Origin of the sequence: Labrenzia sp. C1B70, from assembly GCF_000475395.1 — a bacterium.
GTDB lineage: Bacteria > Pseudomonadota > Alphaproteobacteria > Rhizobiales > Stappiaceae > Roseibium > Roseibium algicola.
On the sequence record NZ_AXCE01000004.1, the window covers coordinates 325760 to 340721 of the forward strand.

Here is a 14962-nt window from a genome sequence, read left to right on the forward strand (position 1 = left end):
TTCTCCTTAAGGTGCTGACCGCGATACCGATTTGCTAACAGAACATGGCATTGGCGAATAGGCGGCATTCCCGAGAAGCTATTGCTGCGATTCGGAAAGAAAGACACTTCGGCCAGGAGGAATTCAGTGAAGCGTGATTTTCAGGCCCCGGGCCGGTCCCCGGTTTTTGCACGCGAAGCAGCGGCTGCGACCTCTCATCCGCTGGCAACGAGCGCGGCTCTGGAAGTGCTTCAGGCAGGTGGTAATGCGGTTGATGCCGCGATCGCGGCAGTTGCCGTTCAATGTGTTGTCGAACCGCATATGACCGGTATCGGCGGCGACTGTTTTGCCATTGTCATGGAGCCGGATGGACGCCTGACGGGTTTCAATGGCTCGGGCGCAGCCCCGCGGGCCGCGACACCGCAAAAGCTTGCAGAGCTTGGCGTCAAGGACATCACCGACACGTCGCCGCATGCCGTGACCGTACCCGGTGCCATTCGGGCCTGGGAAACGTTGCTGAAGGCGCATGGTACCAAGAGTTTCAAGTCCCTGTTCAAGCGGGCAATTCAATATGCCCGCGACGGATTTCCGGTTGCCCCGCGTGTTGCGCGCGACTGGGCCGGGGATGTCGACAAGCTGCGCGCCGACGAGGTTTCGGCCGCGCGCTACCTGATCAAGGGCGAAGCACCCAAAACCGGCACGGTTCTGAAATACCCGCGTCTGGCAGACACTCTCGCGGCAATTGCCGAGGGCGGGGCGGATGCCTTCTATTCTGGCCCGGTTGCCGACGACATCGTGAGCGCGCTGCAGTCACGCGGCGGGCTGATGACCCAGGACGATCTGGCCGCTTGCCACACGACAGCGGTGTCACCGGTGTTGAGGGACTACAAGGGCCACACGGTGGCCGAATTGCCGCCAAACGGGCAGGGGATCGTTGCCCTGATCATGCTCGGTATTCTGGAACAGTTCGACCTGGAAAGCCTTGATCCGCTCGGTCCGGAACGTTTCCACCTGGAAATGGAAGCCGCGCGTCTGGCCTATGGCGTCCGGGAGCAATTCATCACCGACCCGGGCTATATGGATGTCTGCCATACACGGTTGATCGGCGCGGATTATATCGACCAGCTTGCCCGGCAGGTGTCGCTGACCAAGCGGATGGACTCGGTCCCGGCAAGTGCGCTGGCTCCGCAGACGGATACGGTTTACCTGACGATCGTCGACAGGGACGGACTTGCGGTTTCCTTCATCAATTCCCTGTTCAGCGGGTTCGGCAGCGGCATTGTCGCTCCGGAAACCGGTGTGCTGCTGCATTGCCGTGGCAGTTCGTTCCGGGCCGAGCCGGGACATGCCAATTCCATCGACGGCGGCAAGCGGCCGATGCATACGATCATCCCGGCAATGGTGCTGAAAGAAGGCGCGCCGTTCCTGTCCTTCGGCGTGATGGGTGGCCACTACCAGGCCTGTGGCCATGCACATGTGCTGACCAACATCATCGACTATGGCATGGATGTTCAGGCCGCCATCGACTTCCCGCGGATGTTCTTCGACATCGCCAGCCACGAACTGCAGGCGGAACGACTGGTGCCACCGTCCACGCTGGATGGCCTTCGCGCGCTGGGCCATTCCGTCGTTCCGGCGTCCGGCCCGATCGGCGGGTCCCAGGCCATCATGATCGACAAGGCCCGGCACTTGCTGACCGCAGGCTCCGATCCACGCAAGGACGGGCATGCCGGAGGCTACTGACCAGGCTTCGGCCGGCCACCTGACCGCGTCAATTTGAACCTTGTGATCGCCGCCTCACGGGTGTTTGGTGCGGTTGGACGCGCCGATAATCATATGAGGTTTTCAATATGCCCGGATTTTCGAGGCGGGAGATCCTGCTTGGCGGCGCCGGCGCGCTGACGGCGTTTGCAGCCGGTGGACTTGGTGCCAGGCAGGCACTGGCCGCCGAGCACAGCCTGACCCTTTCGAGGCTCAATCATTCCGTGCTGCCGGAAACGGTTACGGCTGACATGATGAGCTTCAGCCCCAGTGGTCCGCCACCGGTGCTGCGGTTCCGCAAGGGGCAGACCACCACGATCGACGTGAAGAACGCGCTTGATGAAGCGTCGGTGGTGCATTGGCACGGGCTCAGGATCGCCAACAACATGGATGGCGTACCCTATCTGACCCAATATCCGATCGAGGCGGGAAACGCGTTCCGTTACGAGTTCACACCGCCTGACGCCGGCACCTTCTGGTACCACCCGCACTGCAACACGCTGGAACAGATCGCCCGGGGAATGACCGGGGTGATCGTGGTGGAAGACGAGGAAGATGCCGGCTTCGACAGCGACCTGCCACTGAATATTCGTGATTTCCGGCTTGGGGGCGACGGCCAGTTCATTGCCTTCTACAAGCCTCGCAATGCCGCGCGAGGCGGCACGCTCGGAACCGTTTCGACGGTCAACTGGCAACCACAGCCCGTTTATGAACTTGCCGCGGGCTCTCTCGTGCGTCTGCGTCTGGCTGTCACCGATCTCACAAGGGTCGGCAGATATACAGTTTCCGGTGCCGAGGCGCTGGTGATCGCAATCGACAGCAACCCGTTGCCGCAGCCGGTGGCGATGGACGAAATCGTGCTTGCGCCCGGCCAGCGGGCTGATGTTGCCCTGCGTGTGCCGGACAGTGAAGACGAGGTCGCCAAGCTTGTTCTGAAAAAGCCGAATGGCGACAAGGTGCTGGCGACGTTCCAGCCCAAGGGCGCGTCAGCGGGCAGGGACCTGCGAGAACTGAAGCCACTCAAGCCGAACCCTGTGCCACAGGCAGACCTTGCCAATGCCGAGGTTCTGGATTTCGTGTTCGGCTGGTCTCCGGGCGGGGATGCGCCGCAGGCCAGCATCTGTGGTTCGCTCGGCTATACCTTCTGGTCGATCAACCGGGTGGCCTGGGGCGGGGATGTGCCGGGGCCATTCGATCCGCTGGCGACCTTGCGGCACGGCAAGTCCTACATCCTGCGCTTCCGAAACGAATCACCGAACGATCATCCGATCCATCTGCACGGCATGTCGTTCCAGTTGCTGCGGTCGAACAAGCGCAAGCTGCCGCCGCTGGTGACGGATACCGCGCTGCTTCTGGAAGAAGAAACCATGGAAGTGGCCCTGGTTGCCGATAATCCGGGCGACTGGGCATTCCATTGTCATGTGATCGAACACCAGAAAACCGGCCTGGCCGGTTTCCTGCGTGTAGAAGCCTGAGCGTTTTCCGACAGGTCAGGCAGACAGGGAGATCGTGTAGGAGCGTTCGTCGCCGTCTTCGGCGGCGGATGCATATTGCGCGACATGCTGCCGGCGTTCCAGCCAGGTCTGCTCGTCAAACGAGTCTCCGGCCAGAAGCTGAGTGGCATATTCGGCATGAGCGCCGTAATAGGCGTCACGCTGAGAAGCCTGTGCGGCGAGATGTGCGGGGACGGCATCCAGAGCGCCAAACTGACCATTTGAGGTCGAACCGAAGCCGATTCTTTCAGTCGGAGCGGTTACCGGCTTCTGCCGGATACGCATGGGATGGATGGCCGATACGGGTCTTACTTGCATTTCAGTCTCCGGGGTGGGCCAGTCCGTGACCAGTCTTTCGGAGGTCCGGGGAGTCCGGATCTGTTTTTCAATATAGGGTCTCTGACAACAGAAAAATGTGACGCGCGTCACACTTTGACGGGTGAAGGGTTTGCCCGCTGCTGTCTAGAGGTAACGGTTGTCAGCAGAATTTGTTCCCGGTGCCTTCTTTTGCCGCGGTGCTTCTGTCTCCAGCCTCTGCAGTCCGGGTGATATGCCCCTCCTTGATCCTCACCTGAAGCATGCTCGGGCAAACCAAAAAAAGACCCGGAGCAATGCCCCGGGTTGAAGGTCTCCAGTGGTACTTCTGGAACTTTAAAACAGGTTGGCCTAGCGCTCGGTCTTGAGCAGTCGGCCGGCAGGGCGCTGGCGTGGCAGAGCAGCAGTTGCCCGATAGGAGTTCACGCCGGTGAGAGGCTCTGTTTGCCTGCGGAACCTTGTCTGGGGCTCTCCATCTCGCGTCGCGATCAGATGGGCGAGGAAAATAGAGTTCGGGCGGTAGCGCGCGCTGAAGGCAATCTGCTCGCGCTCAAGCTCCGGTTCCACGGGAACGGGGAGATACGTGTCAAAGGTCGCCTGCCGCTCGGATTCCGTCTCTCCCACGGAGGGACGCTTCCGCCTCACATTGGCACGACCTGCAGAAGAAACCGGGTTAACTCGCACGATTTAACGCCTCATTGTTTCAGAATGGCACGCCCAAGGCTGCCTCACCTGAAACGTCGCAATCACCGTGCCACGTTAACCTCTTGTTAACTTTTTGTCCGCAGAAAACCGCCGATCCGCATTAACAATCGTTAATGCAGTGACGCAAAACCGGACACTTTTCAGTGGGAAGCGGGGATAGCGGTGGTAACCGGAACCGGCCCGTTGCAGGCAGGGTCAAGTCCTGACGGCAAAGGGAATCAGGTTTGACCTGCGGGGGGAGGACTCAAGCTGAACGGTGTTCCGACAGTTCTGGCAGCCGGACCGCGAGTGGCAGAGCGAAGTCTTCGGCGGTCAGTTTCTCACTCCTCAGAAGATGCTGCAGGCTCACGGCAACCGACATGGCATCGTCGAGAGCGTCGTGTTGCCGCCCGTCCGACGTCTCGAGGCCAAAATACTCCGCCAGACGACCGCTCGTCATTTTGCCCATATCCTCAACGGGGGTGCCCGCATTCAAGATCAGGCCGATGGCGTTGCCGAAGCGGTGGGCGGGGATGGGTGGTGTCAGGCCTTCGATATAGGAACTGATCGCCAGAAGGGTGAGTTCGTCCTTGCCCCAGGACCAGAAATTCGCCCCCTCTGCGAAGGCTGCGAATTTTTCCAGTGCGTCGGCGTGGGCAATGCCTTCGCGGTCGATGTCCGCCTGGGTAATGCCGGTCAGCTCGGTGAAGAAAGGATCTACATTCGGGTGCCTGCCGAACCTGTCCCTCGGCTTGATCAGGACATTGAATGTATCGAGAATGTCATAACCGCCCCCGAGCGAGAGTTTCACCGCGCCAATCTGGGCGACATTCGGATCCGGATCCAGCGGACCGCACCATTGCCGGCTCATGGCGCCGGGCGCGGTCAGATATTCGCAGTCGTAAATGATCACGTGATGCATGAAAAAGAGGTCCGTCCGATCAAAAGAAGGAAAAAGCGAGGGCGGCCAGAAACAGAAGAACGGTTGAATAGAACGTCAGGGCAAAGCCGAAGGCCCTGGCGGCAGCGCCTTTTTCATAACCGTTCCAGAACAGAGCGCGTCCGCACCAGAACAGGAGCGCGGCGGCAGGCAAGGCGCCGAGATACCCGGCCGGGGCAAGTGCTGCGAATGCGATGTAAGCAAGGGCGGCCAGCGTGGTCTGTTCCAGCGTGTTCTGGAGCACGGCCTGCAACACCTTGGCCTTTTCGGTGCCTGAGGTCAGTCCGCTGCCGTCGATATCCTCCGGTGTGAAAAAGCGATGCCGCGCCAGAAGGCCTATCGACAAAAGCAGCCAGAAAGCGCCGGCCAGCAGACATTGCGCTGCCAGCGTAAGGCGGGCTTGCGGCGAGCCGTCCGGCAGCCAGTCCTGCGGATACTGAACGGCGCCAAGGCCAAGCCCGGTGGCCGCGACGATTACCGCCGCAATCATGCCCTTCATGACGCCATGTTGTTTCGCTGTCAGGGGCAACCTGCTGCCTCGCTTTTGCTGACTGAACCGACACGGGAACAGGACCACACCGGGCTTTAAAAGAAAAGCGTTGGCAGGCCCCGGCGCAGACAGACTGGCGCGACCAGGAGGCCGCGCCAGTGCAAGAGATCGTCTTATGAGCCCGTCAGTCCGGCGCCTTGCCGGTCCAGGCGCTGCGGTCGATGTCGAGATCCGCGAAGTTGTCAGGGTTCAACACCGGTCGGGCGACACCTTCCCGAAGCTGGCTCTTGAAGTCGTCCAGGATCCGCTTGGCTGTCGGGAACAGCATCATCAGAGCCAGTAGGTTGACGACCGCCAGGACGCCCATCAGCGGATCGGAGAAGAAGAACACCGAGGTTGCATTCGGTGCCGTCGCCCCCAGGAACACGACGCCCATCACGGCGACCCTGAGAACGTGCAAGGCCATTGTGCTGGATGTCATCGAACTGAGGGCGTTTTCGCCGAGGTAGTAGTTGTAGATGATGGAGCTGAACGCGAAGAGCAGCACTGCGCCGGTCAGGAAATAACTCGTCCAGCCACCGAGGTGGGAGGCAAGCGATTGCTGGGTCAGGACGACGCCGTCAACGCCTTCTGCACCCGGCGCATAGACATCGCCGAGCAGGATGATCAGCGCCGTACAGGTGCAGATGATCATCGTGTCGATGAAGACCGAAAAGGACTGGGTGATGCCCTGGCTGATCGGGTGCCGGACTTCCGCCGTCGCGGCAACGTTGGGAGCCGAGCCGAGGCCGGCCTCGTTGGAGAACAGCCCGCGGCGCAGGCCTTGCGCAAGGGCTGCGCCCATGCCGCCGCCGACCACTTCTTCCAGGCCGAAGGCGTTGAGAACGATGGAATAGATGACGCCGGGCACCTCGGTGATGTTGAGAAGGATGATCACCAGCGCCATGCCGATATAGCCGACGGCCATGATCGGCACGATGACATCCGCTGCCTTTGCAATGCGGTGGATGCCGCCAAAGACGATCAGGCCGGTCAGCACGGTCAGGCCTATGCCCGTCCACAGCCGGCCGATGCCGAGGCTTTCTTCCGCGGCGCCCGCCACGGTGTTGCCCTGGAAGGCGTTGAAGCCGAAGGCGAAGGAGGCCATGAGGCAGAGTGCATAAAGCACCGCAAGCCAGCGGTAATCGGCGCCAAGGCCATGGATGATGGTGCGGGCGGGGCCGCCACGATAAGTGCCGTCACCCGTGGAGCGCTTGTAGAGCTGGGCGAGAGAACACTCGATCAGGCTGGTTGCCATGCCGACAAGGGCAACGGCCCACATCCAGAAGACCGCACCGGGTCCACCGAGGGTGATTGCGACTGCGACACCGGCGATATTGCCGCCGCCAACCCGGCCGCCGACAGACAGGAGCAGGGCTTCGCGGGCAGAGATGGCGTTGGGATCACCCGACTGGTTCTTGGAAGACAATACGCGGAACATACGCAAGAAGAAGCGTAGCTGAACGAAACCGGTAACGACCGTGAAGAAGATGCCAATGACGACGAGAAACGGGATGAGTGCCCACCCCCAGGTCAGGTCGCCGATTAGGGCGAAGAACGCCTCGACAAGCTGCATGGATCCAACCCTCCTTGTTTTCCGCAAGGCTGACGAAGGGTCAGCCTCATCGGAACCGGAAGGGTAGGCTTCAATTTCCGGGGTTTGCAATAAAAAAGAGAGGTGCTTGAAAATGCAGCTTTGAATTGCCGGGTTGATAGGCAGCCACCAGGCAACAAAAAACGCGGCTCGAATGAACCGCGTTTTTCAAATCGGATCGGGAAGCCTGCCTTAAGCGGCCAGAGCGCCCTGAGCCTGATCAACCAGGGCCTTGAAGGCATCCGGCTGGTTGATGGCGAGGTCGGACAGAACCTTGCGGTCGACTTCGATGCCGGCCTTGTTCAGACCGTCGATGAAGCGGCCATAGGTCATGCCGTGCTGGCGGGTTGCCGCATTAATGCGCTGGATCCAGAGCGAACGGAAGTTGCGCTTCTTGGCCTTGCGGTCGCGATAAGCGTACTGGCCGGCTTTCTCGACGGCCTGCTTGGCAACGCGGATGGTATTCTTGCGGCGGCCGTAATAGCCTTTTGCTGCCTTGATTACTTTTTTGTGGCGAGCGTGGGCGGTAACGCCCCGTTTGACGCGTGACATTTAGGTGATCTCCTTCGGGGCTGGCTTTATGCGTAGGGCAGGAACTGCTTCACGATCTTTGCATCCTGGTCGCTCAGCGTGGTGGTGCCACGGGCGTTGCGGATGAACTTGTTCGTGCGCTTGATCATGCCATGACGCTTGCCGGCCTGCGCGGTCTTCACCTTGCCGGTCGCGGTCACTTTAAAGCGCTTTTTGGCGCCGGACTTCGTTTTCAGCTTGGGCATTTTGCATCCTTTCCTTGGTGCATCCGTTCAGAACGGATACTCTTTTGTTGGTGCATTCAGAGCCGACACGGCATGCCCTCGGTTGTCGAAAACGGTCTGCGCAAGAACACAGAAAACCAGTCCACGACGAGCCGGACGACTCTGGACCGGGCGCTTATATGGGAGCTTTCCTTGGAATGCAACCGGTTCGCGCGCCTTTTTTGGCGGTTTCGGCCAGATCTGCGGCACGGTCCTCCGCGGCAAAAGCAGTGGCCGCGGAGACCGGTGTGCGCCAGCAAGGTCGATCAGGCAGCCAGATCGCATTCCTGCCGGGCGGCCAGAAGGCTGGCAGAGACCTTTTCAGGATCGGCGACGGTGCCTTGCACGGCAATGAAGCGGATATCCTCAACGCCCAGGAACGACAACAGGAACTTGAGGTAAGGCTGCACGAAGTTGGCCGCGGCAAAGGGCTGGCCGTCAAGATAGCCTTCGGCCCCATAGGCGGAAATCACCACCGCGCGCCGGGTTTTTGCAAGTCCCTGAAAGCTGTTGCCGTCAAACGAAAATGTGTGCCCGACACGAACGATCTGGTCGATCCAGGCCTTGAGCGCCGCGGGAACTGCGAAATTGTAGATCGGCGCGGCAATCAGCAGGGTGTCGGCTTCCTGAAGTTCGGCGATCAATTTGTCGGAAAGGGCTGTCGCTTCCTTCAGGTCTGCGGTCATGGAGGCGGGCTCGGTATAGAAACCTTCGATGGTCTTCTGGCCGATGATCGGGATGGAGCCATCGGCAACATTTCGCGTGATGACGCGGCAGTCGGGATGTTTGCGGCGGTAGCTTGCCTCGAAATGATCGGCAATGGCGGTCGAGTGCGAGCCGGTCTGGCGGGAACTGGAATTGATGCGCAGAAGCAGTGTCATGCGGGTATCTCCTGGTTGGATGATGCCCGGAGGTTATTTCTGCACATGTGGAGGAAAAACACTGTGGCTCGCAGGATATTCGTGCTTATTCTGCATGAATGGATCTGCAAGCCCTCAAGACAATCCTGCTCGTCCGCGACCTTGGCAGCCTGGCAGCTGCCGCGCGGGCGCTGGATCTCGATGCCTCGAATGTGTCCCGGACGGTTTCTGCAATCGAGCGGGAGCTTGGTCAGAGACTTTTCCAGCGCAGCACGCGCAAGCTGTCGCTGACGGAGGCGGGCGAAGCCTATCTCCAGCGGGTTGCGCCGCTCGTGGAGGAGATCGAGGCGGCGAACGAGGACATTGCCGCCAGAAGCCAGCAGCCACGGGGAACCTTGCGCATGACGGCGTCGGTTGCTTTCGTGCTGGAAGGAATCGTCCCGCTTCTGCCGGTGTTTCACGACCGGTATCCGGATATCTCGGTCGAGCTTTTTCCCTCCGACAGCAATCTCGATCTACTGGCCGAAGGACTGGACCTTGCTATCCGCCTGGCTGCGGCGCCGAAAGGCGATCTCATTTCCACAAAGCTGCTGCAAACCCATTACCGGGTGGTGGCCTCGCAGGACTATCTTGAAAGGGAAGGGCATCCGGAAGCGCCGGGTGACCTGTCTGCCCGAAATTGCCTGTGTTTTGCATTGCCGGATTTTCGCAATGCCTGGCGCTTCAGGCTTGGGGATGACGCGCCCTTCGATGTGGAAGTGTCCGGCAGAACGACAATTTCAAGCGCGCTTGCGCTACGCGAAGCAGCCAGGCTTGGCCTTGGTCCGGCATTGTTGGCCGACTGGCTGATTGCGAGCGACCTGAAAGACGGCAGGCTGGTCGATCTCTTTCCCGACCACACGTGTGCTGCGGCGAACTTCGAAACCGCCGCATGGATCCTTTATCCGAGCAGGGCCTATCTGCCGCTCAAGGTGCGGGTGATGATCGATTTTCTGAAGACAGAGTTCGGACGTTCCGGGAACTGATTAAACATCAGAGGATTTGTTCTTTTGAGATAATTTATCCAATTTATTGAAATGAAGAAGATTTTTTACCTCAAGGAATATTTATGAATTCAAATATTCATGATGTTTGATCGTGTTTCTGAATCTATTAACTGATGTATACGATTAAGTTTATTCATTTATGGCAATTTCACTAAGAAAGGCGCCATATTCAATCTTTACGTGTTATTTAGTGTAAAACTTTGTCCCATAATACATTTCTTTCTTGAGAATCAGGTCGTGAATATGTTGTTTTGAGGCTACGGAACAATAATTCGGACAACCTTGGATATGAATCCCAACATATGCCACGATCGAAAGATTGTTTTTGTACACAATCCCAAAGTAGCTGGTACGAGCCTGAGAGATTGGCTTGGCTTTGACGAAGTCTGGAATCACGGATTCCCGACGACAAATACGCCTGTAGAATGCTGGAATGACTACAGGGTTATTGTTGCTATACGAGATCCGATCGACCGGGCCTTGTCCGGGTACAGGTTCATGACCCGGGAAAAATATGTCGGAAGCTTCCGCAGCCGGTATCCTGACCTGCCAACCTGGGACCCGCTGACCTTCTTCCGGAAAATGTTCAACGAACAGATCTTCGTGGTGCCGCCGCAGTTCAAGTACACGATGCACATGCATTCCAACAAGGCGCCGGACTATCTGATCCGGTTCGAGAACATGGATCTTTCCCAGCTCGCGCAGGATCTCGATATCCAGAAGCCGTTGCCACGGGAAAACGCGAACCCGCAAACTGAAGTGGTCGATATTGCGGAAGATCTCTATGTGGCACTGATCGACCACTACAAGGTCGATTACCTGCTTTTTGGCTACAGGCCGGTGCCTTATCGCGATTTCATGCGCCTACAGGAAAAAGCTGCGGCTGCCTGAAGATCTGCATTCATTTCCATGACGAAATTCGCCCGGGCAGACGCATTGTCCACCCGGGCAAGGAATTGTCTCAGGCATTCACGTCGACGACGACACGGCCCTTGACCTGGCCTTTCAGGATGTCGGCACCAAGCGCCGGCAGGTCTTCAAGGGTCGCCGGGTGGATCATCGCTTCCAGCTTGTCCATCGGCAGGTCTTTCGCCAGCCGTTCCCAGGCTTTCAGGCGGCCGTCATAAGGCTTCATAACGCTGTCGATGCCCAGCAGGTTGACGCCGCGCAGCAGGAACGGGATGACGGTTGCCGGCAGATTGGCGCCGCCTGCAAGGCCGACGGCTGCAACAGATGCGCCGTATTTCATCTGGCCGAGAACACGTGCGAGCATCGGACCGCCGACAGCATCGATACAGCCCGCCCAGGTTTCGCTTTCGAGGGGGCGCTTGACCGTTTCGGCGACGTCATCGCGTGGCACCACGCGGGCGGCGCCAAGAGACTTCAGGTAATCCCAGGTGCTCTCGCGTCCGGTGACGGCGGCAACCTCGTAGCCGAGATTGGCCAGAATGGCGGTTGCGACGGAGCCGACGCCGCCAGCGGCACCGGTGACCAGCACCGGCCCGTTTTCAGGCTTCAGACCGTGCTCCTCAAGCGCCATGACCGCAAGCATGGCCGTGAAGCCGGCTGTGCCGATCGCCATGGCGTTGCGCGTGGTCAGACCTTCCGGCAATGGGACGAGCCACTCGCCCTTTACCCGTGCCTTCTGGGCGTAGCCGCCCCACCACGCTTCGCCGACGCGCCAGCCGGTCAGCACCACCTTGTCGCCCGGCTTGTACCAGTCGTCGGAGCTTTCCTCGACGGTTCCGGCAAAGTCGATGCCGGGCACATGCGGATAGTTTCGAACCAGTCCCCCTCCCGGGCCAAGGCACAGGCCGTCCTTGTAGTTGAGTGTGGAATATTCGACGGCAACGGTGACATCGGCTTCCGGCAACCGGCTCACGTCGATGTTCTCAATCGAGGCGTGGGTTTTGCCGTCTTCGTCCTTGTCGACAATCAGTGCCTTGAAGGTCATGAGCTGTTCCCTTTTCTCTTCGGTTTCAGGCGGCGGCTTCCGCCGCCGGGCCGGACCAGTCGATCTGGCAGATTTCAGCACTTCTGCCGTCAAAATCCCAGACCCTGCCGTAAGCGCGCACGCGGCCTTGCGTGGCGGTGGCGACCGTAATGTCCGAACCCATCCAGTATTCGGTGTTCTTGACGACAATATCCTCGTCCGGATTGGCGCCGCGCACAGGCTCCACTTCGCCCTTGATCGCCTTGCCGACGATCAGGCGGCGTTTCTTGCCTTCGTTGGTGTAGGAGACAGGAGCGCGTTCGGCGCCCAGAAACTCGCTGACCAGAACCCGGAACAGGCCGGTGGTGCCCTTGGCCTGTCCGGAGAAGATCTTGATCAATCCGTCATAGGCCGCTTCGCTGGCGCGCTCGTCGATATAGGCAGCGGCCTTCCAGTTGCCGCGGGCCATCAGGCCCGGAATTTCCAGAACGAGGCCGACGTTGAGGCCGGAGAGGTCCTCGCCCTCATAGTGGCCTTCGTCGATGCGCACCCCGGCCCAGGCCTGGCAGTAACCCTCTGTGGGCGGGTGTTTGCCGAGCGACACCACGCAGGGGCAGAAGACGGTGCAATTGCAGTTGAGGATCAGTTCTCCTCTGATGGCCCAGCCGGACATGATTTTCTCCCTATATGGTTATTGGTAATAACGGCAGAACCAGAACGACCAGTCCGGCCAGAATGAGGAAAACGCCGACCGGCGCGGTAAGTTTCGCACCGATGTCGGGAAGTTTTTCCAGTGTCATCAGCACCATGGCGCCTCCCATGAAGGCGAGATTCATGGTGCCGGCGACAAACGCGAGCAGCATCAAGGCCCAGCAGCAGCCAAGGCAGACGGCGCCAAGTCTGAGGCCAAGCATCAGCCCGCCCCGGGCCCCCGGCTGCCAATGGCTGAAGAAAAAGGTCAGCGGGTTCCGGCAGGAGCTGAGGCAGGCCTGCTTGAGGCGGCTGAACTGATAAGCCCCCGCCAGCAGCAACAGGGCTGCGTTCAACGGGTTGGAAATGGATTTGCCGAATGTATCGAGCAGGTTCTGTCCTGCCAGCCAGACCTGAAGAGAGCCGGCCAGAAGCGAAAATCCGAGCCAGACAGCAAGATACCCACCCACAAGCGCGGCCAGCGGCAAGATGCCTGCGGCGGCAGTCTGTGTCAGCTGCGCATAGGTGCGAAAAGCGGGAAAGGCTGTTGGTGCCATCATCGCCAGGGCCATCAGGGCCCACATGAGGACGGCGACCCCGAAGCCGGCATTGGCGGCTGTAGCCGAGCACAGGGACAGGAATGCCTCCAGCGGCTGCCCCATGGGTAGCCCGGTAAGCTGCCAGTCCGAGGTTTCCCTCAGGCCGTCTGCCTGCATGGCGAACAGGACGGCCCAGGCAGCCAGAATGGCGGCATAAAAGGTCAGCCAGAACGCTCTGTGGCCAGGCATGAGCCGCGCAACGGTGTCCACCCGATCCTCCCGATAAATTTTCTCCTAGGCTGCGGGGGCAGTCTCTAAAAGTCAAACATTTAATTGTCAGACATTTAAACAATTTGTTTGACCGTGTCGGGTCGTCTCTTTAGGTTTGCTGGGGTTCAGGCGAAAATTCGGAGGTTCTTTTGGCGATTGAATTCAACACGATTCAAAAAGAGGGCCTTTCGGTCCAGATCGCCAATGCCATCCGCAATGCCATTCTCGAAGGCCGCCTTGCCGGTGAGGAACGCCTGCCGAGCGAAGCCGATCTGGCGGAGCGCTTCGGTGTGTCGCGGTCGACTGTACGCGAGGCCTTGAAACGGCTTGCCGCCCAGAACCTTATCCGCAGCGAGCGGGGTTCTTCCGGTGGGGCTTTCGTCAATCGCATGACCTGGGCCGAAGCTCAGGACAATCTGATGACGACCACGCGGCTCCTGATTGGCATGAACGACATTCCGCTGGAAGACGCCATCGAGGCCCGCTTTGCGCTGGAAGCTGCCGCGCTGCCCCTGGCGGCGGAAAAACGCACCGACGAACAGTTGTCCGAACTTGCACGCGAAATTTCCCGGCAGAGAAACCGTGACACAAGCGACGAGGACTTTTGCGCGTCGGACGTCGCCTTTCATTCGGCCGTGGCGCGGGCAACGGACAACCCGATCCTAGTTTTCCAGTTGTCGGCCGCCTTCGAGGCGATGCAGCCACTCATGAACATGCTGGTCTACCGCCTGCGCGACCGCGAACGGATCGCCGATCTGCATCAGGCCCTGGCCGATGCGCTGGCCGCGCGCGACAGCGTCGCTGCCGCGCAGCATCTGGACGCCCTGTCGGCCTATACGCGGGAACTGGCGGCGCAAAGGCGCAAGCCGCGCAGCGCATAACGCCCCTTTTCAGGGATGGCTGTCCTTATCCATGCGAAGCTGGAAGGCGATTTCCGCCGCGCCCAAGCCTGAAAGCCAAGTCATGTCAGAGACTTGCCACATAAGTAACTCTACGGCATTGTTCAATCTCATCCTAAAGTCTAATATAGACGAAAGTCGAAGTTCGAATCGTGGCGAATTTGCCTCCCACGTCTGCCGAGACGGTCACCGGATGCGCCATCTGTTTGAAAAGGTCGGCTTTTGTACGCCCGGTCACCCCTGGCCGGGCGTACAGGTCTGAACAGAGCTTGCGCCTGCGCGGCAGGAGCGCTCTTCACCATAGGGAGCAGTGCCATGAAATTCTGGAGCATCGCCGTCGTCGCTATGATCCTCGCCGGTGTCGCCGCCACCAAGGCCGCCAACCCCAGCCATGCCCTGACCGATGGCTCCGTCGCCACCGGCATCCCGGTCACGACGCTGCACACGCCAGTCACGCCGTAAGGCAACCAACAAACGTCCGGCGCAGGCGCCCTTTGCCTGCGCGCTCAGACTTGTTTTATGAAACCTGCTTCGGCTGCATACCCTGCGCGTAGCTTTTTATCCGGCCTTGAGCGAGCGTTGTTCGGCCGTGTCACATTTGCCAGCCTGCAATCCCGCCATTGTCATGAAAAAGTC

At 59.6% G+C, this 14962-nt stretch carries 17 protein-coding genes; 6 read left to right on the forward strand and 11 right to left on the reverse strand.

The annotated features are described in order from the left end of the window. Positions 1-126 precede the first annotated feature (126 nt). Together ggt and Q666_RS39810 are read left to right on the forward strand one after the other, a co-directional pair. Positions 127-1722: a gamma-glutamyltransferase gene (gene ggt, locus Q666_RS39805; RefSeq protein WP_023002602.1), complete on the forward strand. Its 1596-nt coding sequence runs from the start codon at positions 127-129 to the stop codon at positions 1720-1722. Positions 1723-1829: 107 nt separating this feature from the next. Beyond that, on the forward strand, positions 1830-3215 hold the full coding sequence (locus Q666_RS39810; protein WP_023002603.1) for a multicopper oxidase family protein: 1386 nt from the start codon (positions 1830-1832) through the stop codon (positions 3213-3215). Positions 3216-3230: 15 nt separating this feature from the next. On the opposite strand, the gene Q666_RS39815 is transcribed toward Q666_RS39810, so the two are convergent. The 8 genes from Q666_RS39815 to Q666_RS39855 form a co-directional block, all read right to left on the reverse strand. Then, positions 3231-3551 (reverse strand): hypothetical protein, encoded by a 321-nt coding sequence (locus tag Q666_RS39815; protein ID WP_152533280.1) that lies wholly within the window; start codon positions 3549-3551, stop codon positions 3231-3233. 348 nt (positions 3552-3899) lie between these two features. After that, positions 3900-4172: a hypothetical protein gene (locus Q666_RS39820; protein WP_031270062.1), complete on the reverse strand. Its 273-nt coding sequence runs from the start codon at positions 4170-4172 to the stop codon at positions 3900-3902. Positions 4173-4497: 325 nt separating this feature from the next. Continuing rightward, complete coding sequence (locus tag Q666_RS39825) at positions 4498-5154, reverse strand: 3'-5' exonuclease (protein WP_023002606.1); 657 nt, start codon at positions 5152-5154, stop codon at positions 4498-4500. 19 nt (positions 5155-5173) lie between these two features. Next, entirely contained in the window at positions 5174-5701 is a 528-nt protein-coding gene (locus tag Q666_RS39830) for an MAPEG family protein (RefSeq protein WP_031270064.1), read from the reverse strand. A 145-nt stretch (positions 5702-5846) separates the two neighbouring features. Beyond that, on the reverse strand, positions 5847-7277 hold the full coding sequence (locus Q666_RS39835; protein WP_023002608.1) for an alanine/glycine:cation symporter family protein: 1431 nt from the start codon (positions 7275-7277) through the stop codon (positions 5847-5849). 210 nt (positions 7278-7487) lie between these two features. Then, entirely contained in the window at positions 7488-7847 is a 360-nt protein-coding gene (gene rplT / locus Q666_RS39840; protein WP_023002609.1) for a 50S ribosomal protein L20, read from the reverse strand. Positions 7848-7873: 26 nt separating this feature from the next. Next, entirely contained in the window at positions 7874-8071 is a 198-nt protein-coding gene (rpmI, locus tag Q666_RS39845) for a 50S ribosomal protein L35 (RefSeq protein WP_023002610.1), read from the reverse strand. Between the two features lie 284 nt (positions 8072-8355). After that, positions 8356-8970 (reverse strand): NAD(P)H-dependent oxidoreductase, encoded by a 615-nt coding sequence (locus Q666_RS39855; protein WP_023002612.1) that lies wholly within the window; start codon positions 8968-8970, stop codon positions 8356-8358. A gap of 98 nt (positions 8971-9068) precedes the next feature. Between Q666_RS39855 and Q666_RS39860 the strand changes: the two genes are divergently transcribed. Both Q666_RS39860 and Q666_RS39865 read left to right on the forward strand, forming a co-directional pair. After that, complete coding sequence (locus tag Q666_RS39860; protein WP_023002613.1) at positions 9069-9974, forward strand: LysR family transcriptional regulator; 906 nt, start codon at positions 9069-9071, stop codon at positions 9972-9974. A 519-nt stretch (positions 9975-10493) separates the two neighbouring features. Then, positions 10494-10886: a hypothetical protein gene (locus tag Q666_RS39865; protein WP_023002614.1), complete on the forward strand. Its 393-nt coding sequence runs from the start codon at positions 10494-10496 to the stop codon at positions 10884-10886. Positions 10887-10956: 70 nt separating this feature from the next. Here Q666_RS39865 and acuI read toward each other — a convergent pair whose 3' ends face one another. Genes acuI through Q666_RS39880 form a run of 3 tightly spaced genes read right to left on the reverse strand, consistent with a single transcriptional unit; the run spans position 10957 to position 13427 of the window. After that, positions 10957-11949: an acryloyl-CoA reductase gene (acuI, locus tag Q666_RS39870; protein ID WP_031270065.1), complete on the reverse strand. Its 993-nt coding sequence runs from the start codon at positions 11947-11949 to the stop codon at positions 10957-10959. 25 nt (positions 11950-11974) lie between these two features. Then, positions 11975-12601: a DUF1326 domain-containing protein gene (locus tag Q666_RS39875; protein ID WP_023002616.1), complete on the reverse strand. Its 627-nt coding sequence runs from the start codon at positions 12599-12601 to the stop codon at positions 11975-11977. Between the two features lie 10 nt (positions 12602-12611). Continuing rightward, the gene (locus Q666_RS39880) at positions 12612-13427 is read right to left on the reverse strand and encodes a DUF2182 domain-containing protein (protein ID WP_023002617.1); all 816 of its coding nucleotides are present in this window, start codon (positions 13425-13427) and stop codon (positions 12612-12614) included. A 149-nt stretch (positions 13428-13576) separates the two neighbouring features. On the opposite strand from Q666_RS39880, the gene Q666_RS39885 reads away from it, so the two are divergent. Both Q666_RS39885 and Q666_RS66175 read left to right on the forward strand, forming a co-directional pair. Beyond that, positions 13577-14308: an FCD domain-containing protein gene (locus Q666_RS39885; protein ID WP_023002618.1), complete on the forward strand. Its 732-nt coding sequence runs from the start codon at positions 13577-13579 to the stop codon at positions 14306-14308. Between the two features lie 333 nt (positions 14309-14641). Next, the gene (locus Q666_RS66175) at positions 14642-14788 is read left to right on the forward strand and encodes a hypothetical protein (protein ID WP_023002620.1); all 147 of its coding nucleotides are present in this window, start codon (positions 14642-14644) and stop codon (positions 14786-14788) included. Positions 14789-14962 lie beyond the last annotated feature (174 nt).